This is a genomic window from Micromonospora zingiberis, assembly GCF_004331455.1.
Taxonomy (GTDB): domain Bacteria; phylum Actinomycetota; class Actinomycetes; order Mycobacteriales; family Micromonosporaceae; genus Micromonospora; species Micromonospora zingiberis.
The window spans coordinates 69,659-92,387 of record NZ_SJJR01000005.1; the positions used below are offsets into that span (position 1 = coordinate 69,659).

Sequence of the window (22,729 nt, forward strand, 5' to 3'; positions counted from 1 at the left end):
GGTTACTCCCCTTCTGCTGCGGCGGCGCTACCGCGAACGTTATCGCGCCGGGGGGAGGAGCCGACCACCACCGCCACGGTCGTCCCACTGGGCTGACGTGGTCTGATCTCCAACCGGCCCCGGATACGTTCCGCTCTCTCGGCCATGATCGCAAGACCATAGTGCCCATCCGAACGCTGGTCACCTATGCCGTGACCGTCATCCGACACTTCGATCTGAGCGAACGGGGGATCCACCTCACAGGTGACCCAGAGATTGGAGGCCCCGGCGTGCTTGCGGGCGTTGGTCACCGCCTCCTGGGCGATGCGCAGCAACTCGGCCTCGGTGGCGGCGGGCAGCCGGGCGGTGGACTCGTCCAGCGACAGGTGCACCCGCAGCCCGCCGGAGGCGCCGACGGTGCGGGCGTACTCGGCGATCGCGGCGGCCAGACCGCCGTGCCGGTCCACCTCGCTGCGCAGCTCGAACAGGCTCAGCCGCAGCTCGGTGATCACCCGGGTGACCTCATGGCGCAGCGTACGCAGGCTCTCGGCGGTCTCCTCGGTGTCGTCGTGCACGGTGGCCAGGGCGTTGTCGATGCCGTAGCCGACCATCACCAACTCCTGCGCCACCCCGTCGTGGATCTCCCGGGCCAGCCGCTGCCGTTCCTCGTTGGTGGCCAGCGAGCGCACCTCGTCGAAGAGCAGCGCGGCCTCCAGGCGCAGGGCGGCCGGACCGGTCAGCCCGGTCACCTGGGCCACCACCGGGGCCGGGTACGCCGCGGCGGCGTCGGCCTCCACCACCACCAGGCCGACCGTGCGGACCCCGGCGACCAGCGGCACGATCAGCGCCGAGACCTCCCCGCCCCGGTGCGAGCGGGACTGCGAACGCGCCGCGGTCTGCGGCTGCTGACTGGCCCAGGCGTCGGCGATCGCCGAGTCCGCGTCGAGCGTGGTCTCCCAGTCGACCCGGTCCGCGCCGATCTGGGCGAGCACCACCAGCCGCCCGCCGCCGCTGGCGGACAGCACCGCCCCCCGGTCGGTGCGGGCCACCGTGCGCAGCTCCTCCAGCAGGTGCTCGGAGATCCCGCCCGGGTCCAGCGTCGCGCCGGGCAGTTGGCGGGCGACGGTACGCAGCTGGGTCAGCAGCCGGGTCGCCTCCGCGTACGGCTGGGGTTTGGTGTCGTGCCGGACCTGCATCACCCGGTGCAGCGTCTGCGCCGCGTAGAGGCCGAGCACGGCCAGCACCAGCCACTGGGCGCAGACCGCCAGGTAGCCCGGCTGGCTCACCTGGCGTACCCCGCCGACCTCGGTGAGCGCACCGGCGACCAGCAGGGTGCCGGCGACGGTGGCGATCAGGATGGCGCCCTCGCGGAAGCGCCTGCGCAGCGCGGTGACCGTCACCGGCACCGCCAGGTACGGCAGCACCGCGGAGGCGCCGAGCCCGTCGATGTGCCCGCCGATGGTGGCGACCGCCGCGACCTGGCTTGCCGCCAGCCCGAGCACCGCCACCTCCGCCACCCGGCTGAGCGGCCCGATCAGCCAGTGCTGGGGGGCCAGCGACGCGGGCAGTCCGGCGACCGCCAGCAGGGCGATCCACCACAACTGGGCCAGGTCACGGGTGGCGAGCAGGGTCAGGACGGCGACCAGCGAGAGCACGACCACCCGCGCCGCCACGGCGAGCGGGTGGGAACGAGCCAGGGCGGATGTCGAGGCGGGCACGTGACGGATGGTAGTCAGCCGCGGTAGATGTCCGCGATTTCCGCCGCGTACGTCTTGTGGACAACCTGGCGCTTGACCTTCATGGACGGGGTCAGCTCGCCGGTGGCCTCGGTGAAGTCCCGGGGCAGGATCCGGAACACCTTGATCGCCTCGGCCTTGGAGACCGACTGGTTGGCCAGGTCCACCGCGCCCTGGATCTCCGCCCGCAGCCCCGCGTGCTCGCGCAGCGTCTCGGCGCTGGTGTCGGCGGGCAGGCCGACCGACTCCAACCAGGCCGGCAGCGCCTCCTCGTCGAGGGTGATCAGCGCGGCGATGAACGGCTGCCGGTCGCCCACCACGACACACTGGCTGACCAGCCGGTGTGCGCGTACCTGGTCCTCCAGCACGGCCGGGGCGACGTTCTTGCCGCCGGCCGTCACGATGATCTCCTTCTTCCGGCCGGTGATGGTCAGGTAGCCGTCGCTGTCGAGCGAGCCGAGGTCGCCGGTGCGGAACCAGCCGTCGGGGGTGATCGCCTCGGTGGTCGCCTCCTCGTTGCGCCAGTACCCCTGGAAGATCAGGTCGCCGGCGATGAGGATCTCGCCGTCGTCGGCGATCCGGATGGTCACGCCGGGCAGCGGTCGGCCGACCGTGCCGATCCGGGTGAAGTCCGGCAGGTTCGCCGACGCGGCCGGTGAGGTCTCGGTCAGGCCGTACCCCTCGCAGACGGTGACCCCGACGCCGCGGAAGAAGTGCCCCAGCCGGGCACCGAGCGGCGCCCCGCCGGAGATCGCGTCCCGGCAGCGTCCGCCGAGCGCGGCCCGCAGCTTGCCGTAGACCAGCTTGTCGAAGAGCGCGTGCTGGGCCCGCAACGCCAGCCCTGGCCCGGCGGAGGTCTCCAGCGCCTCGCTGTAGGCGATGGCGACCGCCTCGGCCCGGGCGAAGATCTTGCCCTTGCCGGCGGCCTCGGCCTTCTGCTTGGCGCCGTTGTAGACCTTCTCGAAGACCCGCGGCACGGACAGCACGAAGGTCGGCTTGACCTCCTGCAACTCGGCGACCAGGTGCTTGGTGTCCGAGCAGTGCGCCATGGTGGCCCGGGCCTGCACCACGCCGATCTGGATGAGCCGGGCGAAGGAGTGCGCCAGCGGCAGGAAGAGCAGCGTGGAGGCGTTCGGGCCGAACAGGTTCGGCAGCACCGGCACCGCGTTGGCGATGTCGGCGTACATGTTGCGGTGGGTGAGCACGCAGCCCTTGGGGCGGCCGGTGGTGCCGCTGGTGTAGATGATCGTCGCGAGGTCCGACGAGCGTAGGGCGGCCCGCCGTTGCTCGATTTCGGCGGGCTCCACGGTGGCGCCCGCGGCGACCAGCTCGTCGATCGCGCCGAGGTCGATCTGCCACAGGTGCGCCAGATCCGGCACCCGGTCACGGACGCCGGCCACCAGCGTGGCGTGCGCGGTGGTCTCCACCACGGCCGCGACCGCACCGGAGTCGGCCAGGATCCAGGCGGCCTGTTCGGCGCTGGAGGTCTCGTAGACCGGCACGGTCACCGCGCCGGCGGCCCAGATCGCGTAGTCGACCAGGGTCCACTCGTAGCGGGTCCGGCTCATCAGCGCGACGCGGTCGCCGGGCCGCACCCCGGCGGCGACCAACCCGCGGGCCACCGCCACCACCTCGTCGCGGAACTGCCGGCAGGTCACGTCCTGCAAGCCGCCGGCGGAGTCGCGGCGGAGAAACTGCACCGCGTCCGGTGCGGCCTCGGCGTTGTTCCAGACAGGATCGGTGAGGTTTGCCGAATCGCCGACGGTGACGATCGGTGGGACGGAGAACTCGCGCACCTGCACTCCCTCGTGCTCACACTGGCCGGTCGGGGCCCACCACCGGCGGGTCGGTTCTGTCGAAACCTACCTGCCCGACCCGTCGACGAGCACATCGCAGGTGGGGCGGCGCGGCACGGTGGTGTTGCCGGACGGGTAGCCTCCCCCCATGGCGGACTCCTCCACCCAGTCGATCATCATCGGCGCGTCACCGGACCGGGTGGCGGCGGTCATCTGTGACTTTCCGAGCTATCCCCAGTGGGCCGACGCGGTACGACAGGCCGAGGTCGTCGAGGAGTACGAGGACGGTTACGCCAGCCAGGTCCGGTTCGTCCTCGATGCCGGTGTGATGGCCGACGAGTACGTGCTGGAGTACGCCTACGCCGAGGACCTGTCCCGCATCGAGTGGCATCTGGTGGCGCCGTCGAAGATGCAGAAGGTCCAGCGCGGGTCGTACGACCTGGTCGGCAACGCCGACGGCGGCACCACCGTGACCTACACCCTGGAGGTGGAGCTCGCGGTCGGAATGCTCGGAATGTTTCGGCGCAAGGCCGAGAAGATGATCATGGACGCCGCGTTGAAGCAGCTCAAGCGCCGGGTAGAAGCAACTGGTTCGGCGCAGTGACGCGGCTGGCGGCGCGGTCGCCACGGTAGAGGAGCCCACGATGGGTGCAACGGATCCGGGTTCGGCCCGGGAGGAGGCGGAGCGGCTGGTCGCCACTCTGCTGGCTAGCGCACGGTTGGCCGCCGCCGGCCCCGGTGCGGGGCCGCTGGGCCCGTTGGGCGGGATCGTGACCAGTGTCCTCGGTCACAGCGATGCCCCGCATTCGTCCACCGGCGCACCCGGGGCGGGTTTCGCCACCGGTACGGCGGAATGCTGTGTCTGCCCGATCTGCCGGGGAATCGCCGCGTTACGCGATCCGAGTCCGGAATTCGCCGAGCGGCTGGCCACCGGCGCGGGTGATCTGGCCGCCGGGCTGGCGAGCTTCCTGCGGGCCTTCACCCCCGCCGAACCGGCCGCGGAGGCGTCCGACGGGCCGGGCGACGGCCGCGACGGTGACCAGGTGTGGCGCGAGACGACCCGTACCGGGCATGATTCTCAGCCGGCACCGGAGCGCGACGTCTGGTCCGCCGCGACCCGGGCGGAGGACGTCGCCGTCCCGGCCGTCCCGCCCGTCGATGCCGCCGGGCCGGTCGCGGACGCCGTAGGCCCGACGCCGGAGGCCGGCCGCCCGGTGGTGCCCGCCTCGCGGACGCGAGCCGGCGACGGTCGGACCGGGCCGGACGTCCCGGCGCCCGCCGGCGCCGGGCAGCAGGGCGCAGCAGGCGACGAAGCCTGATCTCAGGACGACCCGCACCACCGGCGAGGGCAGGTGCGCGCGGGGCACAGCAGAGGGGAGTGGCAGCGGTGACGCTGACCATCGGAGTCGACGTGGGTGGCACGAAGGTGGCCGGCGGTGTCGTCGACGACACCGGCGCGGTGCTGGTGCAGACCCGACGGGACACCCCCGCCGACGACGTGGGCAAGACCCGCGACGTCATCACCGAACTGGTCACCGAACTGGCCGCCGGGCACGACATCCAGGCGGTCGGCATCGGCGCGGCGGGTTGGATCGACGCCAGCCGCTCCACCGTCCTGTTCGCCCCGAACCTGGCCTGGCGGGACGAGCCGTTGCGGACGTATGTCAGCACGGCGGTCGGGCTGCCGGTGATCGTGGAGAACGACGGCAACGTGGCCGCCTGGGCGGAGTTCCGCTACGGCGCCGCCCGGCACGCCGACGACTCGATGGTCATGTTCACCATCGGCACCGGCGTCGGCGGTGGCATCGTGCTGGGCGGCGAACTGGTCCGGGGGGCCCACGGCATCGCCGCCGAACTGGGCCACATGCTCACCGTTCCGGACGGGCACCAGTGCGGCTGTGGCCGGCTCGGCTGCATCGAGCAGTACGCCAGCGGCAGCGCCCTGGTCCGCTTCGCCCGCGCCGCCGCCCGGCAGGAGCCGCACCGGGCCACCGCCCTGCTGGAGCTGGCCGACGGCGAGGCGGAAGCGATCACCGGGCCGATGGTGACCGCCGCGGCCAAGGGCGGCGACCCCGTCTCCGCCGAGGCGTTCGCCCAGGTGGGGCGCTGGCTCGGCACCAGCCTGGCGGACATGGCGCAGATCCTCGACCCGCAGGTGCTCGTCGTCGGCGGTGGCGTCATCGACGCCGGAGACCTGCTGATGGGCCCGACCCGGCGATCCTTCACCGAGGCACTCGCCCAACGCAGCCGACTGCCGGTGGCCGAGATCCGCCCGGCCGAACTGGGCAACTCCGCCGGGGTCATCGGCGCGGCCGACCTGGCCCGGCGAATCTGAGGTGGTCGACTCCGGCGTGCCGCTGCGCGTCGTGTCGTACAACGTCCACGGCCAGCGCGACGACACCGCCGCGCTGGCCGCGGTCGTCCGTCAGGTGGCCCCCGACGTCGTGATCGTCCAGGAGGGACCGCGTCGGTTCCGGTGGCGGGCGAAGTCGGCCACGCTGGCCGCCTCGCTCGGTCTGGTGGTGGCTGGAGGCGGGCTGCCGGCGTTGGGCAACCTGCTGCTGACCAGCCTGCGGGTACGGGTGACCGGCGTGCGGCACCAGCGGTATCCGCTCACCCCCGGCCGGCACCTGCGCGGTGCCGCGTACGCCGACTGTGTGGTGGGCACCGGCGCCCGGTTCACGGTGGCCGGCTCGCACCTGGCCACCGACCCCGCCGAGCGGCCCGGTCAGGCGCAGCTGTTCAAGCGGGAACTGGACGCCGCGCCGTACCCGGTGATCGCCGCGGCCGATCTCAACGACGATCCGGGCGGGCCGGCCTGGCGTACCGTCTCACGGGGACTGACCGACGCGGCGGTGGCGGCGGACCGGGCCGACCGGCTCACCTACTCCTGCGCGAATCCGCGGCGGCGCATCGACGCGGTCTTCGTCGACCCGCGGATCAGCGTCGTCGACTACGACGTGCTGGACACCCCGCTGACTCGCCGCGCCAGCGATCATTTTCCGATCCTGGTCGACCTGCGACTACCCGCCGTCGACTGACCGGCAGCGGCCGGTCGGGCTGGACATCCCGCGCGGATGTGGAGAGGATTTCGCGCGACCCGGCATGCGTGCCGAGACGAAGGAGATCCCCGGTGCCCACCCCCACCGAGCACGGCCGGCCCGATCCGGAGACGACCACGCTCGCCCGCAGCCGCGACGGCCGCCCGGTCTCCGACCGAGGCGACACCGTCTGTGTCATCGGTGCCGGAGCCAGTGGCCTGACCGCCCTGAAGAACCTCGCCGAGCACGGCTTCGGCGTCGACTGCTACGAGCGCGAGACCGGCATCGGTGGCGCCTGGAACTGGCGGCACGACCGTAGTCCGGTATACGCCAGCACCCACCTGATCTCGTCGCGGCCGTTCACCCAGTTTCCCGACTTCCCGATGCCGGACGACTGGCCCGACTACCCGCACCACAGCCAGCTGCTGTCCTATTTCGAGCGGTACGCCGACCACTTCGACCTGCGGCGGCACATCTGGTTCGGCACCGAGGTGGTGCGCGTCGAGCCGGTCGCCGACGACCGCTGGGACGTCACCACCCGCAGCACCGGCGGCTACGGCCCCGAGCGCACCTCGCGGTACGCCGCCGTGATGATCGCCAACGGGCACAACTGGTCACCGAAGCTGCCCCGCTACGACGGGTTGGCGGAGTACCGGGGTGAGGTGATGCACGCCTCGTCCTACAAGGATCCGGCGCAGCTGCGCGGCAAGCGGGTGCTGGTGGTGGGCGCCGGCAACACCGGCTGCGACATCGCGGTCGAGGCCGCCCAGCAGGCCTCGCGCTGCTGGCACTCCACCCGCCGGGGTTACTGGTACGCCCCGAAGTACGTCTTCGGTCGCCCGGCCGACCAGGTCAACGACACCCTGCTGGCCCTGCGGGTGCCACTGCGGGTGCGCCAGTGGCTCTACCACCGCACGTTGCGACTGACCGTCGGCGACCTGACCCGTTTCGGTCTGCCCAAGCCGGACCACCGGGTGTACGAGACCCACCCGATCGCCAACAGTCAACTCGTCTACTACGTCGGGCACGGCGCGATCACGCCGGTGTCGGACGTCACCCGCTTCCACGCCCACTCCGTGGAGTTGGCCGACGGCCGGCAGATCGATCCGGAACTGGTCGTCTTCGCCACCGGCTACCTGCCGCGCTTCGAGTTCCTCGACGCGAAGATCCTCGGTGACGACGAGGAAGTCGGCCGGCCCCGGTTGTGGCTCAACGCCTTCGTGCCGAACCATCCGACCCTCGCGGTGGCCGGCCTGGTCCAGCCGGACTCCGCCATCTTCCCGCTGGCACACTGGCAGGCGGTGCTCTTCGCCCGGCTGCTGAGGCTGCGTACCACCCGCCCGGAACGCGCCGCCGCCTTCGCCGCCCGGGTCTCGACCGGTGCGGGCGAGCGCTACTCGGGGCAGGTCAAGGACTCGACCCGACACTGGTTCGAGGTGGGCCACGTCGACTACCTGCGCGCCCTGGAGCGTGCGCTGCGCGACCTGGAGGGCAAGTGACGGAGTCGAGCGAGCGGGCGCGGGTTGTCCGGAGCTGGGAGTGGGCCCGGCCGGTCCGCCCGGTCCGACGCGAGGTGCTCAGCGCCATCCCCGAACTGGAAGAGGGCCACCCGCCGCTGCTGTTCGTGCCCGGCTTCGGGCACGGCGCCTGGGCGTACGCCGAGCACTGGCTCGGGCACACCGCCTCCCGGGGGTTCCCGGCGTACGCGGTGAGCCTGCGCGGGCATGGCGGCAGCGGCCCGGCGCCCGAGGCCGACCTGCGGGCGTACGCGCACGACGTGGCCCAGGTGGCGGCGGGCCTGCCGCGCCAGGCGGTGCTGGTGGGGCACGGCGCCGGGGCCCTGGTGGTGGCGCACGCGCTGGCCCGCTACCCGGCCCGGGCGGCGGTGCTGGTGGCCCCGGTGCTCGGCGGCTGGGCGAGCTTCGGTGCCGCGCTGCGCGGTAACCCGTTCGGCACCCTGCCGGCGGTGTTCGGTGGCGGCCTGCGGTTGAGCCGCCGTCAGCTGTTCAGCCGGGAATTGCCCGAGGCCGACGCCCGGCGGTACGCCGGCCGACTCGGCCGGGCCGCCCGGCGGGCCCAGTGGCAGTTGCTCACCGGCGCCGAACCGGAGGCGGCGGTGGGTCGGCCGCCGGTGCTGGTGCTGGGCAGCCCGGACGACCGGGTGGTGCCGGCGTCGGCGTTGACCCGCGCGGCCCGCCGCTACGGCTCGGCCCCGCTGCTCTTTCCCGGGATGGGGCACGACCTGATGCTGGACGCCCGGTGGCAGGAACCGATCGACGCGCTCCTCGACTGGCTGGTCAAGCACCCGACCGACCGGCGCTGACCGGGGTGGCCCGGCTCAGCCGCCGCTGAGCCGGGCGAGCAGCTCGCCGCTCTGGTCCAGAGTGGACAGATAGGAGCGGGCCCAGGCGCGGATGTCGTGCTCCCGCAGATGCTCGCGCATGGCCCGCATCCGCTCCCGCACGTCCGCCGGTTCGGCCCGCAGCGCCGCGAGCAGCCCCTGTTTGAGCCCCTCCAGATCGTGCGGGTTGACCAGGTATGCCTGCGGCAACTCGGCGGCGGCCCCGGCGAACTCGCTGAGCAGCAACGCCCCGGCATCGTCCACCCGGGCGGCCACGTACTCCTTGGCGACCAGGTTCATCCCGTCCCGCAGCGGGGTCACCGCCATCACGTCGGCCACCCGGTAGAGGGCGGCCAACTCGGCGCGGTCGAACGGCTGGGTCAGGTAGTGGATCGCCGGCTCACCGACCCGACCGAACTCGCCGTTGATCCGCCCGACCTCGCGTTCGACCCGCTCGCGGAGGATCTGGTACTGGCCGACCCGCTCCCGGCTGGGCACCGCCACCTGCACCAGCACCGTGTCGCGGACCTTGACGTGCCCGCCTTCGAGCAGTTCGCTGTACGCCTTGAGCCGCTGCTCGATGCCCTTGGTGTAGTCCATCCGGTCGACGCTGAGGATCACCTGCTCGGGGCTGCCGAGATCGTGCCGCAGCCGGCGGGCCCGGTCGGCCACCTCCGCCCGGCCGGCCAACGCGGACATCTCCGCGGTGTCGATGGAGACCGGGAACGCGCCGATGCGCACCATCCGGTCACCGACCGCGATCCGCCGGTCGGTGGCCGGCAGCCCCAACACCTTGGTCACCAGTTGGGCGAAGTTGTGCGCGGCCTGGGCCCGCTGGAAGCCGACCAGGTCCGCGCCGAGCATCCCGCGCAGCAACTCGGCCCGGCGGGGCAGTTGCATGAACAACTCCGGCGGCGGGAACGGCACGTGCAGGAAGAAGCCGATCCGCAGGTCGGGGCGCAGGGCACGGAGCAGGCCCGGCACCAGTTGCAGGTGGTAGTCCTGCACCCAGACCACCGCGCCGGGCTCGGCGACCTGCGCGGTCGCCTCGGCGAACCGCTGGTTGACCCGCTGGTACGCGTCCCACCAGCGCCGATGGTGCTCCGGCTGCTCCACCGCGTCGTGGTAGATCGGCCAGAGCGTCGCGTTGGCGAAGCCCTCGTAGTGGTCGCGCAGGTCGTCGCCGGTCAGCGGCACGGTCTGCATGCGTACCCCGTCGACGTCGGGTAGGGCGGGCGCGGCCCCGGTCCCGCCGGCCCAACCGACCCAGGTGGCCGGGGTGTGTTTCAGCAGCGGGTGCAGCGCGCTCACCAGTCCACCAGGGCTGCGCCGCCACTCGCAGGCGCCGTCGAGCGCCACGTTGTCGTTGATGGGTAGGCGGTTGGCTACCACCACGAGGGAACTCTGTCGCATCTCGGGCATTCCGATCAGCAGGGGAGTGACCGCCACGAGGAGGAACAACCGGGCAGCCAGGGGGTGACGTGACGTACTGCGGTATTCCTACTGACAGTAAGTTACACCACTGTTACACCCGCCGGCGCGGGCGGCCTGCGTCCCGGTATCCGGGCAGCTACTGCGCGCGGTGGCTCAGACGACCGCCCCGTCGTCGGGATCGCGTTCCTCGTCGCCGGGGCGCAGCCGCCACACCAGCGTGACGAAACCGGCGAGGATGGCGGTGAACCCGAGCAGCGTCACCACGCCGCGGTCGGCGGGGACCAGGTCGGGAAAGAGGAACAACACGAACCCGAGCACCACGGCGAGTACGCCGGCCACCGCGTACTTCGACACCCGGGGCAGTGGCGGAGGCGGCGGCGGGACGTAGCGTTCGTCGGCGTCCGGGTCGTCGGGCAGGTCGGTGCCGAAGGTGTCCAGGCCGTCCAGCAGTGACGGTCCGTCGCCGTCGCGTGGTCCGCGCCCCACCGAGACACCCGAGATGTCCGCCGCGTACGGCAACCGGCGTACGTCGGTGGCGGTCGGCCCCGCCGGCTCCTCGGTGCCCGGGCGCGGCACGGTGGTGGTGCCAGCCCGACCCGGCGGTTCGTCCACGTCCTCCGCAGCCGGCCACGGGTGCGCCCCGGTGCCGGGGGAGTTGTGGAAGCCCGCGACGATCGCGGCCCACTCGGCGTCGATGTCCGGCTCCTCGCCGGTGCGCCCGGACGCGCTCTCGTCGGCCAGTTGGCTGAGGTAATCCCGGGCGGTGTTCAGGTGCGACCGGTCCACGTAGAGCCGGTCGACCGGCCGGGGCGGCACGGTGGTGGTACGGGTGACCGGGTTCAGATCCGCCGACGGTTGCAGATAGGCGGCGATACCGCCGGCCGCCAGCACGTCGAGCAGGTGTTCGCCGACGCGCGGGTCGACGTCGCCGGCCACGGCGTACTCGCTCGCGTCGAGCCCGTTGTCCCGCCGTCCCCGACGGGCCCCACCCGCTGACACCGGAGCATCCTCCTCATCGCGCCGCCGGGCGCGCCCCGCGACCAGCCCTCTGAGCGCCACCCACACGCCGTGCTCTGAATCGTGACACGTCCGGACCAGGTTCGGGGAGTGCCTTGTGGCGCGGGGTACCCGGCGCGTCCCCTGGGCGCTGGTCGCGGCAGGGCTCTTTGTCCTTTTGTGCGCGGCGTGCCAGGGGAGCCCACGACGACCGGTCAGGCGCAGAGGTTGGCCACCGCGACGCGGACCGGGTCGGGGTTGGCCCAGCTCCAGTTGGGGTGCGCCCGGTTGGTGAGCAGGACGAGGACCATTCGGCTGGCGGGGTGCACGAGCAGCGACGTGCCGGTGAAGCCGGTGTGCCCGAAGGTGCGGCCGGTGGCGAGTTTGCCCATGAACCAGGGCTGGTTGAGCACCACACCGAGGCCGTGGTCGGAGGTGCGGTTGGGGCGTTCGGCGTCGACCGCGGGCAGGCCCCGGTTGACGTTGCTCACCATCTGCTTGGTGATCGCCTCGGAGAGGATGCGGGTGCCCTGGTAGGTGCCGCCGTCGAGGAGAAGTTGGCCGATGACGGTGAGGTCGGCGGCGGTGGAGAAGATGCCGGCGTGCCCGGCGATGCCGCCGAGGTGGTTGGCGACGTCGTCGTGCACGGTGCCGCGCAGCAGGCCCCGCGAGGAACGGGCATCGGTGGCGACGAGCCGGTTGGCCTGGTCGGTGGCGCTGAGCCAGGTCTTCGGGTTGAACCCGGTGTCGCGCAGGCCGAGCGGGCCGGTGATGCCGGACTTGAGCGCCTTGTCGAGCCGTTGGCCGGTGACGTGCTCGACCAGTTGGGCGGCGACCATGAGCCCGACGCTGGAGTAGCGGAAGACGGTACCCGGGGTGGCGCCCTTGATCAGTGGGGTGGCCAGGACGGCGGCGCGGCGGGCGGCGTCGTCCGGCAGGCCGGTGACCTTGGCGCCGACCGGCAGGCCGCTGGTGTGGGCCAGCAGCATGGCGACGGTGATCTTGTCCTTGCCGGGGCCGGCGAAGCCGGGCAGGTAGTCCACCACAGGGCCGTCGAGGGCGATCCGGCCCGCGTCGACCTGTTGCAGGGTCAGGATCGCGGTGAAGACCTTGGTCAGCGAGGCGGTGTCGAAGATCGAGTCGTGGCGCATGGCGACCTGCTTCGACTCGGGTAGCAGCACCGGCCCGGCGTCGTAGCGCAGCGCCTTGCCGACGCTGGCGCGGGCGAAAAGGCTGCCGTCGATCTGGCAGTACGCCACCGCGCCGGCATAGCCCGGATGCTTCGGGTTCTGCGCATTGGGTTCGAGGTGCCGGCTGAGTTCGGCGGTGAGGGCCCGGCCGAGCGGCGACGGCCCGCCGATTCCGGCCTGCCCGACGAGGTCGCCGCCGGTCGACGTGCCCGCCGAGCTGCCCGGCACTGCGCTGGCCGAGGCACTGGCCCCCGGTGACGGCGCCCCCGACGCGGACGCCGAGGCACCGCCGCCCGGACCGTTCACCGCGCCCGGACCGTTCGTCGCGGTGGGGCCGGCCGGTGACCCGGTGGCGGCACCGGCCTCCGCTGTCGACGGCGCAGACTGCTCGCGGCAGCCGGTGACGACAGCGGTGATGGCGGCCAGACCGGCGCCGAGCACGATACGGCGGTGCACAGACATGCGCCGCATCATGTCAGGCGGAGATCACGCCCGATAGCCCGGCTTCCTGGTCAGCCGCGCACCACAAGCGCAGCGTAAGTGATCATAATCAGGATTCCCGCTCTTGATTTAGAGCGGCCGGCAATTGGTGGTGGTGACGCAGCGGGAGGTCGAGCGGCCGGGCACATGCCCATGGGCCCGTCACTGACCCCAGGCAACCATCTGGCAGGCTCGCTGCCCCGCCAAGGCATCCGAGATCTTGGTACGAGGGCGCCCCTCAAGGGGCAGATTCGTACCAAGATCTTCCCCGCCCTGGGTGGCGGGCTGGCTATCAGGACGTGTCGGCCTATTGCCGGTCGCTCTTATTAGGGGCTCCGTGATTTCGCTTGAGTGGCGATCTCACTCATGGTGATCGGGTTGGTGGTGTCCGGTGCGCCTTCGGGCGCATCGGGCGATGTCGCCCTAGCCGCCGTTCCCCTGCTTGGCGGAGGCGTGGTGGGGCTCGTGCGGGTGGCGCGAGCCGCGAGTTCCGGGGCTGGTTGCTGACAGTGACATCGTGGTGGGCTGGCGGCTATCTGTCCGATTTGCGTAATCGGCCGGATGTGCTGTCCGTGGGGTGCAATTGCGCTGGCACTAGTGCCCGACGTGCGCCACCGTCAATATGTTGATCTCGAATTCGGCTCTCCCTACGCTGCCCAGAATTCCGCTCGGTGCGTTCTACGGGGAGGCTGACGGTGCCGGAACAGTGGGTGCGTGGCGGCGTGTTCGTCGCGTTGGCGGGCGATGGATTCGTCCGCTGGTGGCGACGGATCGTGGTGGTGGCCCTGGCGGCGCTGCTGGCAGTGACCATGTCGGACGTTCCGTTCCGGCCCGACAAGGCGGTGGCCGCGCCGAGTCCGGCCGCCGAGCCCAGGCCAGCCGCGAGGCCGGCGTGTCCGGAAGGCCGGCCGGATGAGGTGTCGGCGGCGGTGGCGGCGCGAAAGTCCGTCCAAGTGGCAGCAATTCAAGGGCTCCCATAAGCACATGCGTAGGGCGAAATGGTCGTGGTGGAGGGATCGAGGATGATTCGATGGGCAGAGTGAAGTTGCTGCTGAGCACAAGGCTGGGGTGGTCGCTGCTTATCGGAGTAAGCGTTCCCTACGTCCTTGCTCAGCGGTATCTGCCAGCGCCGTGGGCGACCTGGATCTCACTCGGGATACTCTTCGTGGGAATCCTGATCTCCATGGTTGCGATCAATGCCAAGTTCGAGAGTGGTCGATACCAGGGTGTCGACAGTCCTGAGAGTGATGGTGATCGAAGCAGGTGACTCTGGTGGCAGCCGGGTGGGGCAGCGCGGTCAGCTGGCGAGTGGCCGTGGGCCTGCCGGCGGCGTGGGCCAGGGCGAGCGGCCGGGCCTACCTGCACGGGTGGCGAGGATGGCGAGGGTGACGAGAGTCGGTGGGATTCTGGCGGGCGTGGGCTTTCTGCTCTGGGCTCTCTCGCCGCTGCTCTGGCTGGTCGGCAGCCTCCGGTTGGATGCGAGTCTCTTCCTCGGATCTACCGCGTTGCTGCCATGGATGATCTATCTGAGCATCAGGCGTCGGAGCGGGCAGTCGGCCGGGTAGACGTTGTGGTGGGGCGGTGAGGTTCGTAGTCTCGTGCCACGATCGCCCGGCCCGCCCGCGCCGTCGCGAACCACCCGCCCGAGGAAAGGACGCCGGTGCTGTACTGGCTGCTGAAGTACGTGATCCTCGGCCCGCTGCTGAGACTCATCTTCCGGCCGCAGGTGGAGGGCCTGCACCACGTACCAGCCACCGGCCCGGTGATCCTGGCCAGCAACCACCTCTCCTTCTCCGACTCGATCTTCACCCCGCTGATCGTGCCCCGGAAGGTCACCTTCGTGGCCAAGGCGGAGTACTTCACCGGCAAGGGCATCAAGGGCTGGCTGACGAAGATGTTCTTCACCGGCACCGGCACCATCCCGGTGGACCGCTCCGGCGGCAAGGCCGCCCGCGCCGCGCTGGACACCCAACTCACGGTGCTGCGGGCCGGCGGCATCGCCGGCATCTACCCCGAGGGCACCCGCTCCCCGGACGGACGGCTCTACCGGGGCAAGACCGGTGTGGCCCGGCTGGCGCTGGAGAGCGGCGCACCGGTGGTGCCGGTGGTGATGCTCAACCTCGACGAGATCCAGCCGCCCGGCACGATCGTCCCGAAACTCGACCGGGTCCGCATCCGGTTCGGCCCACCGCTGGACTTCTCCCGGTACGCCGGGTTGGCCGGCGACCGGTTCGTCGAACGCGCCGTCACCGACGAGATCATGTACGAGCTGATGGAACTCTCCGGCCGCGAGTACGTCGACGTCTACGCGCAGAAACTCAAGAGCCCACCCGCCGCACCGGTGGCGGCCTGAACCGTTCCCGAACCTCCGGCCCGCCGCCGTTGAGGGTCATCAGCCGGCGAGGATCTGGGTCTCGCCGGTGGCCGGTTGGGCCAGGGCGAGCAGGCCCGGCGCGGCGTTGCGGTGGGCGAAGGCGCGTACCTCGGCCAGCGGCGCGCAGACCTGCGCCCGATCACCCACCACCTCCAGTTCACGGACCGCGAAGGTCAGCGCCAGGATCCGATCGGTCACGTCGGGAATGCCGGCGTAGAGCTCGGCGGCGGCCAGATGCAGCTCGGCCGCGCGCCGGTGGTCGCCGTCGGCGCCGGCCAGCGCCCCGGTGACGGTCCGCAGCGCCGCCTCCGACCAGGGCGTACGGTGGCCGACCTGATCCAGCATGGCGCGTACCCGGGCGGCGGACCGCCGGCCGGTGAGGGTGGCCGCCCAGCCGGCGGCGGCGATCCACTCGCCGCTGGCCAGTGCCGGCACCGCCGTCCACGCCTCGGCCAACTCGTCGATCAGGGCGGCGGCGGAATCGGTACGCCCCTGCACCGCCCGGCACAGCGCGCCCATCGCCAGCATCGTCCAGTGCAGCCGGTGGAAGCCGCTGCGCCGGGCGGTGTCGAGCGCGTCGGCCACGTCGTCGCGGTTCGGCACGGTGAGCCTGCCCCGCTGGGCGAGGGAGGCCGCCGCCCCGCCGGAGCGCGCGGTCGGGTCCGCCGGGGCGCCCCGGACGGCGGTGCCGTCGGCCGGATCCGGGGCGGCGGGCGATCCGGCGGCCGGCGGCACCGGCTGGCCGCGCAGCACCAGCAGGCACGACCGCAGCCCACGCACCTGCATGTCCCAACTGCCGGTCGGGGTGTCCACGAACGCCTCGGCGGCGGCGAGCAGGCGGCCGAAGTCGCCCTCGAACCAGGCCCGCATCGCCTCACCGGAGTAGCTGGTGGTCAGCGTCTGCCCGCTCGCGGTCCGGGCCGGCGCGGCCGAGAGCAGGGCATCGGAGCGCAGCCAGTCACCCTCCTCGCGGACCGCGTACGCGAGGTTCTGGGTGGCCCGGGGCAACGCCAGCAGCTGCCGGGCCCGGCTGAACTCGACGATCGCGTACAACTCGTCCAGCCCGGACCGGTCGCCGCCCTGGTAACGGGCGGTGGCCGCGGTGATCCGGGCGTTGGTGCGGGTCTCGGTCAGCCCGAGCCGCTCGCCGATCTCGGCCGCGGTGTCGGCCGCCGCCACCGCCGGATCACGCTCGTAGTTGAGCATGTGCAGCCGGCCCAGCTCGGCGAAGGCGTCCGCCTTCTGGGCACTGTCCGGCAGCGGCTCGAACAGCCGCACCGCGCGGTCCAGGCAGGACAGCGCGGCCCGCCGGTCGGCCCGCAGCCAGGCCGCCTGACCCAACAGCGTCCAGGCCCGCGCCGCACACGCCTCGTCGCCGTAGGCCAGCAGCCGTTCGGCCAACGCCTGCACCTGCTCCGATCCACCACCGGAGAGGAACGCGTTGCCGTCCCGGTAGAACGAGATCTCGGTGCTGAGCAGTTCCAGCTGGAGCCGGCCCACCGGGTCGGAGTCGTCGGCCAGCCCGAGCGCCCGGCCCGCGTGGCCGGCGGCGGCGTCCAACCCGTGCAGGGCGTACGCCCGGCGGGCCGCCCGGTGCAGCGCCGCCCGCGCCGGGCCGGCGTACCGGGTGGTGTCCATGCCCAGCGACCGGGCGATCTCGTGCGCCGCCCAGCGGTGATGGGCCAGCACCTCGGCCAGGTCGGTGTCCCGGCTCTGCGACAAGGTGTCCAGCCAGTCGGCCGTCCGGTCGTGCCGGGCCACCCGCTCGGTACGCGGCAACCGCTGGTAGCAGACGTCGCGCACCAGCACGTGCCGGAACCGGTACTCCGGCTGACCGGCCATCGTGGACGCGCCCTGCTCGTGGACGAAATCCCGCTGCTCCAGCCGGCGCAGGGCACGCTCGACCGCCTCGACCGGCTGCCCGACCGCCGCCGCCACCGCGCCCGGCCAGAACTGCACCCCGACGACGGCCGCCGCGAGCAGCACCGCCCGGTCCTTCGGGTCGAGCAGGTCGACCCGGTTGGCGATGACCGCGTGCACGCTCTCCGGCATCGGCAGGTCGAGGTGCTTGTCCAGCGACCAGCCCCGCCCGGACTGACGCAACGCGCCCTGCTCGATCAGCATCCGGACGTACTCGTGGGCGTAGAGCGGGTTGCCGCCGGCCACCTCGATGAGCGGGGTGAGCAGGTCGGCGGAGAAGGCGGCCTGGCCGAACATGTGCGCGTACAACGCGGCGATGCCGGTGTCGCGCAGCGGCGGCAGGGTGATCGTCACCGAGCCGGTGATCGTCCCCGCCCAACTCGGATCCCGGTCGACCAACTCGGGACGAGCGGTGCAGAGCAGCAGCAGCGGCACGTCCCGGGCCGCCGCCCCGAGCAGCTCCACGAAGCGCAGCATGGCGTCGTCGGCCCAGTGCAGATCCTCGAAGGCCAGCACGGTGGGGCGGCGGGCCGCCAGGGCCAGCAGGAACCGCCGCCACGCCGACTCCGCCTCCTCGGCCGGCAGCGGCGTGCCGGGCAGCCCGACCAGCGGGCGCAGCGCGTCGGCCACCCGGTCCCGCTCGCCGGGGCCGACCAGTTCGCCGACGGCGGCGGCGAGCCGCTGCGCGGCGGTGCCGGCCGGATCGGTGTCGAGGATGCCCGCCTCGGCCTTGACGATGTCGGCCAGCGCGGCGAACGTGACGTTCTCACCGAACGGCGGGCAGCGCCCGATCCGCCAGGTCAACGGCTCGTCCACCAGCCGGGCGGTGTGCCGGTGCAGCTCCCGCACCAGCCGGCTCTTGCCGATGCCGGCCCGCCCGAAGACGGTGACCACCTGGGGCCGGCGGTCGCGCAGGCTGCGGTGCAGGGCGTTGACCAGCATGCCCAGCTCGTGCTCGCGGTCGATCAGCGGAGTGGCGTCCGGCTCCCGGTCGGCCGGCTGCTGGCGTACCGCGGCCAGGGCCAGCCACACCTCGGTCGGCGCGGAACGCCCGCGCAGGGTGACCGGCGGCTGGTCGGAATAGCGGATGGTGTCCCGGGTCAGCGCGTGCGTGGCACCGTCGACCAGCACCCCGCCGGGCGGCGCCACCGACTGCAACCGGGAGGCGGTGTTGACCACGTCGCCGGCCACGATCGCCTGCCCGCCGTCCCGGGCGGCGGCCACGTCCACCAGCGCCTCGCCGGTGGCCACCCCGACCCGGAAACGCAGCCCGTCGGTGCCGGTCGGGGTGAACCGGGTGAGCACCCGTTGCAGCTCCAGCCCGGCCCGGACGCAGCGCAGCGCGTCGGTCTCGGTGGCCACCGGCGCGCCGAACAGGGCCATCACCGCGTCGCCGATGTACTTCTCGACCACCCCGCCGTACTGGCCGACGACCCGACGGGCGGCGGAGAAGAAGCCGGTCTGCATGCCCCGGACCAGCTCCGGGTCGGCCCGCTCGACGTACGGGGTGAAGTCGATCAGGTCGACGAAGAGCACGCTGACCCGGCGGCGGTCCTCCTGCGGTATCGCCGGGGCCCGGTCACTGCCGGCCCGGGGCGCCCCGCAGGAGGTGCAGAAGGCCACGTCCGGTGCGAGCGGGCGCAGGCAGTGCGGGCAGACAGCACCGAGTTCCGCCCCGCAGCCACCGCAGAAGCGGTCGCCGTCGGTGGCGGTGCGTCCACAGCGATCACACTGCGTGGCGATGACACCCTCCACTGGCGAACCCGGGGCGCCCAAAAGGCGCAGGATCGAGTATTGCCGCCCGGCGCAGTGTCGGGTACCGGGCTGTTGGCTTGTGGACACTCCACCGGGCAGTCCAGCGCGTTGCGCAACGGCTAGATTCATGCAGCCGATTCGTTGACCGCTGATCAGGGGGACAGCTCATGGTGTACGTCATGTTGAAGAGTGACTGGACCGACGGTAACGGGGTCACCCATCTGGCCGGAGATTCGGTGGATGTGGACGCCGCGACCCTTGCCCTGCTGCAGGCGCAGGGGATCGTCGGCGAGGTGCCGGGTGGAGGCAAGGACGGTACGGACTGGGCCGGGCCGGGTGGCACGGACTGGGCCGGCCCGGGCAGCACCAAGCCCTGACCGGATAACAGCGCGGGCGGGGCCGGGGACGACGTCCCCGGCCCCGCCCGTTGTCAGCTCAGTGCGCGTACCGGCTGGTCAGCGATCGTTCATGCCGGCCCGGCGACGCAGCGCCGGTACGTCGGTGACCACGATCCGGCGCCCCTCGGTGCGCAGCCAACCCCGGTTGGCGAACGACCCGATCGCCTGGTTCACGCTCTGCCGGGAACCGCCGGCCATCTCCGCGAGTTGGCTCTGGTTCAGCTCGATGGTGATCATCGGTGCCTGGCTCTCGCCGGCGAGCCGGACCAGCGTCTTGGCGACCCGGCCGGGCAGGTCGAGGAAGACATGGTCGGCGTTCTGCTCGGTCAGGCGGCGGATGAGCGCACCGAGGGAGCGCATCACCGCGTCGAGGATGCGCGGGTTCGAGTGGACCAGCTCCATGAAGGCGCCCCGGGACAGGGCGAGGGCGGTGCAGTCCTCGATCGCCTCGGCCGAGGCGGAGCGGGTGGAGGCGTCCAGCAGGGAGACCTCACCGAGCACGTCCGGCGGACGGATCACCGACAGTACGGCCCGTTCGCCGGTCGGCGCCGTGCGGAACACCGCCACCGCGCCGCGCCGCAGCACGATCAGCGACTCGCCCGGGTCGTTCTCCACGAACAGCAGCTGACCCTTGCGGTACGTCCGGGGTACCGCGGCGGCGATCACGCGCTGGCGTACCTCGGGCTCCAGCCCGGCGAACATCTCCACACCCGTGAGCGCGTCGCCCGGCTCCGGCAGGCGCATGTCCACGGCCCCACCCCTCCCCGGTCAAGGACCCAACTCGCTCACCGGGTGAGCCTGGCGGCCCCTGACAAGGCGATCTGACACCCGTTCGGCGTCCGGCAGCGGTACACATCAGATCATGACGGTCCGGTCGCGTGCTGTACACCCCTCAAATCACTTCTGTGACAGCTTCAGCTGCGATGTCGCCGTGCCGCGAGCCCTGGAAGCGCTCCCGGGTCGCCCGCCCCGCCCGCCACCGCGGGGTCGGCGTCGGCGAGGATGGCAGGGATGGTCTACCGCTATTTCTACGACTGCGAATTCATCGAGGACGGCCGTACGGTCGAACTCGTGTCGATCGGCATCGTCGACGAGTACGGCCGCGAGTTCTACGCGGTCTCCACCGAGTTCGACGCGTCCCGGGCAGTGCCCTGGGTCCGCCGCAACGTGCTGGACAAGCTGCCCTCCCCGGCCGATCGGGCCTGGCGGTCCCGGGAGCGCATCCGCGACGAGTTGTACGACTTCCTCGTGGCGCCGATCCGGGACCGGCCCGGCGAGGAGCTGGAGCTGTGGGCCTGGTACGCCGCGTACGACCACCTGGCCCTGGCCCAGCTGTGGGGCGCCATGCCGGCGTTGCCCCGGGAGATTCCCCGGTTCACCAAGGAACTGCGGCAGCTCTGGGACGACCGAGGGCGACCCCGGTTGCCGAACGCCGACGCCGCCCGGCATGACGCGCTGGTCGACGCCCGGCACAACCTGGCCCGGTGGCGGGCGATGACGGGTTCGTAGGTTTGGCGGGTTCCGCCCTGGGCACGGGTTCGGCCCAGGGGGCCGACGCGAGGGAGCACCGCCATGAGCGAGCGCCAGCATGGGTGATGAGGCGATGACCGTCGGAGCGGCCCGGCAGCGGGTCGCCGAGCTGATCCGGGCGGCGGGCAGTTGCACGCTCACCACGATCTCGCTCGACGGCCGGCTGGTGGGTCGGCCGATGCTCCTGCAACGGACGGAGTTCGACGGCGAGCTGTGGTTCTTCGCGTACGCCAGGTCGGCGGTGGTGCGCCAGCTCCGGGTCAATCCGGAGGTCGAGGTGAGCTTCGCCGACCCGGCCGAGCAGGTCCGGGTGTCGCTGTCCGGCACCGCCCGCGACGACCCCGACCCGGCGCGGGCGCAGCGGCTGTGGCAGCCGGGGCTGGTCGCCTGGTTTCCGGACGGACCGCGGACCGCCGGCCTGACCCTGGTCGCCGTGCACGCCACCGCCGTCCGGTGCTGGGACCACACGGGTGCCTGCCGGCTGGATCTGGGCGGCGGAGCCGGCGCGGTGCCGGGCGGCCAGCCGCCGGGGGCCGGCGAACTCCGCGATGATGCCTACTGATCGGTAGTGGGGCGCCGTGTCCGGCGTGGGCCAGCGCCGACTACAGTCGCAGTGACGGCCCGCCCCGGGCCGGCAACGGCGCCGATGGTCTGACCTGACACATATCCTGGGGCTTGATCGGGCTTGACCAGATGCTCCCCAGGAGGATGAGCAGATCATGCGTATCGGCGTGCTCACCGGCGGCGGCGACTGCCCGGGTCTCAACGCGGTCATCCGGGCGGTGGTCCGTAAGGGCGTCGCCAGCTACGGCCATGAATTCGTAGGTTTTCGGGATGGTTGGAAGGGTCCGCTGGAGGGCCTGTCCCGGCCGCTGGGCATCGCGGAGGTCCGGGGGATCCTGCCGCGCGGCGGCACCATCCTCGGCTCCTCGCGGACCAACCCCTTCAAGATCGAGAACGGCGTCGAGCGGATCAAGGAGAACCTGGCCGCGCAGGGCGTCGACGCGCTGATCGCCATCGGCGGCGAGGACACCCTCGGTGTCGCCACCAAGCTGCACGAGCTGGGCGTCAACGTCATCGGCGTGCCGAAGACCATCGACAACGACCTCGGTGCCACCGACTACACCTTCGGCTTCGACACCGCGGTCAACATCGCGATGGAGGCGATCGACCGGCTGCACACCACCGCCGAGAGCCACCACCGCACCCTGGTGGTCGAGGTGATGGGCCGGCACGCCGGCTGGATCGCCCTGCACGCCGGCCTGGCCGGCGGCGCCAACGTGATCCTGCTGCCGGAGCGGAACTTCGACGTCGAGCAGGTCGCCGGCTACGTCGAGAAGCGCTTCCAGCACCAGTACGCCCCGATCGTCGTGGTCGCCGAGGGCGCCCAGCCGCTGGAGGGCCAGATGGTCCTGCAGAACCAGGAGCTGGACGCGTTCGGTCACGTCCGCCTGGGTGGCATCGGCCAGTGGCTGGCCGAGCAGCTGGAGGCCAAGACCGGCAAGGAGGCCCGCACCGTCGTGCTCGGGCACATCCAGCGCGGCGGCACGCCGACCGCGTTCGACCGGGTGCTCGCCACCCGGCTCGGCCTGCAGGCCATCGACGCCGCGCACGAGGGCGACTGGGGCAAGATGGTCGCGATGCAGAGCACCGACATCGTCCGCGTCCCGCTCGCCGAGGCCACCCGCGAGCTGAAGACCGTGCCGCTGGAGCGCTACGCCGAGGCCGAGGTCTTCTTCGGCAGCTGATCGTGATTCCG

20 protein-coding genes are annotated in these 22,729 nt (G+C 72.2%); 13 read left to right on the top strand and 7 right to left on the bottom strand.

Annotated features, from left to right (window positions below):
• Positions 1–2: 2 nt before the first annotated feature.
• Together E0H26_RS09795 and E0H26_RS09800 are read right to left on the bottom strand one after the other, a co-directional pair.
• The gene (locus E0H26_RS09795) at positions 3–1,697 is read right to left on the bottom strand and encodes a sensor histidine kinase (RefSeq protein WP_131303263.1); all 1,695 of its coding nucleotides are present in this window, start codon (positions 1,695–1,697) and stop codon (positions 3–5) included.
• Positions 1,698–1,711: 14 nt separating this feature from the next.
• A complete protein-coding gene (locus E0H26_RS09800) occupies positions 1,712–3,511 on the bottom strand; it encodes an AMP-dependent synthetase/ligase (RefSeq protein WP_131303264.1) in 1,800 nt (599 codons plus the stop codon).
• Positions 3,512–3,659: 148 nt separating this feature from the next.
• Here E0H26_RS09800 and E0H26_RS09805 point away from each other — a divergent pair, with 148 nt between their 5' ends.
• The 6 genes from E0H26_RS09805 (at position 3,660) to E0H26_RS09830 (ending at position 8,875) form a co-directional block, all read left to right on the top strand.
• The gene (locus E0H26_RS09805; protein WP_131303265.1) at positions 3,660–4,115 is read left to right on the top strand and encodes an SRPBCC family protein; all 456 of its coding nucleotides are present in this window, start codon (positions 3,660–3,662) and stop codon (positions 4,113–4,115) included.
• 40 nt (positions 4,116–4,155) lie between these two features.
• On the top strand, positions 4,156–4,830 hold the full coding sequence (locus E0H26_RS09810; RefSeq protein WP_131303266.1) for a hypothetical protein: 675 nt from the start codon (positions 4,156–4,158) through the stop codon (positions 4,828–4,830).
• A 68-nt stretch (positions 4,831–4,898) separates the two neighbouring features.
• Entirely contained in the window at positions 4,899–5,846 is a 948-nt protein-coding gene (locus tag E0H26_RS09815; protein WP_131303267.1) for an ROK family glucokinase, read from the top strand.
• A 16-nt stretch (positions 5,847–5,862) separates the two neighbouring features.
• Positions 5,863–6,552: an endonuclease/exonuclease/phosphatase family protein gene (locus tag E0H26_RS09820; RefSeq protein ID WP_420812813.1), complete on the top strand. Its 690-nt coding sequence runs from the start codon at positions 5,863–5,865 to the stop codon at positions 6,550–6,552.
• Between the two features lie 92 nt (positions 6,553–6,644).
• On the top strand, positions 6,645–8,051 hold the full coding sequence (locus E0H26_RS09825; protein WP_131303269.1) for a flavin-containing monooxygenase: 1,407 nt from the start codon (positions 6,645–6,647) through the stop codon (positions 8,049–8,051).
• Positions 8,048–8,875 (top strand): alpha/beta hydrolase, encoded by an 828-nt coding sequence (locus tag E0H26_RS09830; protein ID WP_131303270.1) that lies wholly within the window; start codon positions 8,048–8,050, stop codon positions 8,873–8,875. Before E0H26_RS09825 ends, E0H26_RS09830 begins: the two co-directional genes overlap by 4 nt.
• A 15-nt stretch (positions 8,876–8,890) precedes the next feature.
• On the opposite strand, the gene E0H26_RS09835 is transcribed toward E0H26_RS09830, so the two are convergent.
• From E0H26_RS09835 to E0H26_RS09845, 3 genes are all read right to left on the bottom strand, one after another.
• On the bottom strand, positions 8,891–10,306 hold the full coding sequence (locus E0H26_RS09835; protein WP_131303271.1) for an alpha,alpha-trehalose-phosphate synthase (UDP-forming): 1,416 nt from the start codon (positions 10,304–10,306) through the stop codon (positions 8,891–8,893).
• Positions 10,307–10,480: 174 nt separating this feature from the next.
• Entirely contained in the window at positions 10,481–11,326 is an 846-nt protein-coding gene (locus E0H26_RS09840; RefSeq protein ID WP_131303272.1) for a DUF308 domain-containing protein, read from the bottom strand.
• Between the two features lie 212 nt (positions 11,327–11,538).
• Complete coding sequence (locus E0H26_RS09845) at positions 11,539–12,975, bottom strand: serine hydrolase domain-containing protein (RefSeq protein ID WP_240742090.1); 1,437 nt, start codon at positions 12,973–12,975, stop codon at positions 11,539–11,541.
• A 1,048-nt stretch (positions 12,976–14,023) separates the two neighbouring features.
• Between E0H26_RS09845 and E0H26_RS29540 the strand changes: the two genes are divergently transcribed.
• The 3 genes from E0H26_RS29540 to E0H26_RS09860 all read left to right on the top strand — a co-directional run bounded on the left by E0H26_RS29540 (position 14,024) and on the right by E0H26_RS09860 (position 15,346).
• On the top strand, positions 14,024–14,260 hold the full coding sequence (locus E0H26_RS29540) for a hypothetical protein (RefSeq protein ID WP_131303274.1): 237 nt from the start codon (positions 14,024–14,026) through the stop codon (positions 14,258–14,260).
• A gap of 118 nt (positions 14,261–14,378) precedes the next feature.
• Positions 14,379–14,558: a hypothetical protein gene (locus E0H26_RS29545; RefSeq protein ID WP_131303275.1), complete on the top strand. Its 180-nt coding sequence runs from the start codon at positions 14,379–14,381 to the stop codon at positions 14,556–14,558.
• 95 nt (positions 14,559–14,653) lie between these two features.
• A complete protein-coding gene (locus E0H26_RS09860; RefSeq protein WP_131303276.1) occupies positions 14,654–15,346 on the top strand; it encodes a lysophospholipid acyltransferase family protein in 693 nt (230 codons plus the stop codon).
• Between the two features lie 39 nt (positions 15,347–15,385).
• On the opposite strand, the gene E0H26_RS09865 is transcribed toward E0H26_RS09860, so the two are convergent.
• The gene (locus tag E0H26_RS09865; RefSeq protein ID WP_131303277.1) at positions 15,386–19,042 is read right to left on the bottom strand and encodes an ATP-binding protein; all 3,657 of its coding nucleotides are present in this window, start codon (positions 19,040–19,042) and stop codon (positions 15,386–15,388) included.
• 179 nt (positions 19,043–19,221) lie between these two features.
• Between E0H26_RS09865 and E0H26_RS09870 the strand changes: the two genes are divergently transcribed.
• On the top strand, positions 19,222–19,419 hold the full coding sequence (locus tag E0H26_RS09870) for a hypothetical protein (protein ID WP_240742091.1): 198 nt from the start codon (positions 19,222–19,224) through the stop codon (positions 19,417–19,419).
• A 78-nt stretch (positions 19,420–19,497) separates the two neighbouring features.
• On the opposite strand, the gene E0H26_RS09875 is transcribed toward E0H26_RS09870, so the two are convergent.
• Entirely contained in the window at positions 19,498–20,190 is a 693-nt protein-coding gene (locus E0H26_RS09875) for a Crp/Fnr family transcriptional regulator (RefSeq protein WP_131303279.1), read from the bottom strand.
• 261 nt (positions 20,191–20,451) lie between these two features.
• Between E0H26_RS09875 and E0H26_RS09880 the strand changes: the two genes are divergently transcribed.
• From E0H26_RS09880 to E0H26_RS09890, 3 genes are all read left to right on the top strand, one after another.
• Positions 20,452–20,949 (top strand): polyadenylate-specific 3'-exoribonuclease AS, encoded by a 498-nt coding sequence (locus tag E0H26_RS09880; protein WP_131303280.1) that lies wholly within the window; start codon positions 20,452–20,454, stop codon positions 20,947–20,949.
• Between the two features lie 79 nt (positions 20,950–21,028).
• Positions 21,029–21,532: a pyridoxamine 5'-phosphate oxidase family protein gene (locus E0H26_RS09885; protein ID WP_131303281.1), complete on the top strand. Its 504-nt coding sequence runs from the start codon at positions 21,029–21,031 to the stop codon at positions 21,530–21,532.
• Positions 21,533–21,689: 157 nt separating this feature from the next.
• A complete protein-coding gene (locus tag E0H26_RS09890) occupies positions 21,690–22,718 on the top strand; it encodes a 6-phosphofructokinase (protein ID WP_131303282.1) in 1,029 nt (342 codons plus the stop codon).
• Positions 22,719–22,729 lie beyond the last annotated feature (11 nt).

What these genes read in the sequence shown, in the direction of transcription:
- E0H26_RS09805 (WP_131303265.1), top strand. Translation starts at nt 3,660, where the DNA reads ATGGCGGACTCCTCCACCCAGTCGATCATCATCGGCGCGTCACCGGAC.
- E0H26_RS09810 (WP_131303266.1), top strand. Translation starts at nt 4,156, where the DNA reads ATGGGTGCAACGGATCCGGGTTCGGCCCGGGAGGAGGCGGAGCGGCTG.
- E0H26_RS09835 (WP_131303271.1), bottom strand. Translation starts at nt 10,306, where the DNA reads ATGCGACAGAGTTCCCTCGTGGTGGTAGCCAACCGCCTACCCATCAAC.
- E0H26_RS09845 (WP_240742090.1), bottom strand. Translation starts at nt 12,975, where the DNA reads ATGTCTGTGCACCGCCGTATCGTGCTCGGCGCCGGTCTGGCCGCCATC.
- E0H26_RS29540 (WP_131303274.1), top strand. Translation starts at nt 14,024, where the DNA reads ATGGGCAGAGTGAAGTTGCTGCTGAGCACAAGGCTGGGGTGGTCGCTG.
- E0H26_RS09870 (WP_240742091.1), top strand. Translation starts at nt 19,222, where the DNA reads ATGTTGAAGAGTGACTGGACCGACGGTAACGGGGTCACCCATCTGGCC.
- E0H26_RS09880 (WP_131303280.1), top strand. Translation starts at nt 20,452, where the DNA reads ATGGTCTACCGCTATTTCTACGACTGCGAATTCATCGAGGACGGCCGT.
- E0H26_RS09885 (WP_131303281.1), top strand. Translation starts at nt 21,029, where the DNA reads ATGGGTGATGAGGCGATGACCGTCGGAGCGGCCCGGCAGCGGGTCGCC.
- E0H26_RS09890 (WP_131303282.1), top strand. Translation starts at nt 21,690, where the DNA reads ATGCGTATCGGCGTGCTCACCGGCGGCGGCGACTGCCCGGGTCTCAAC.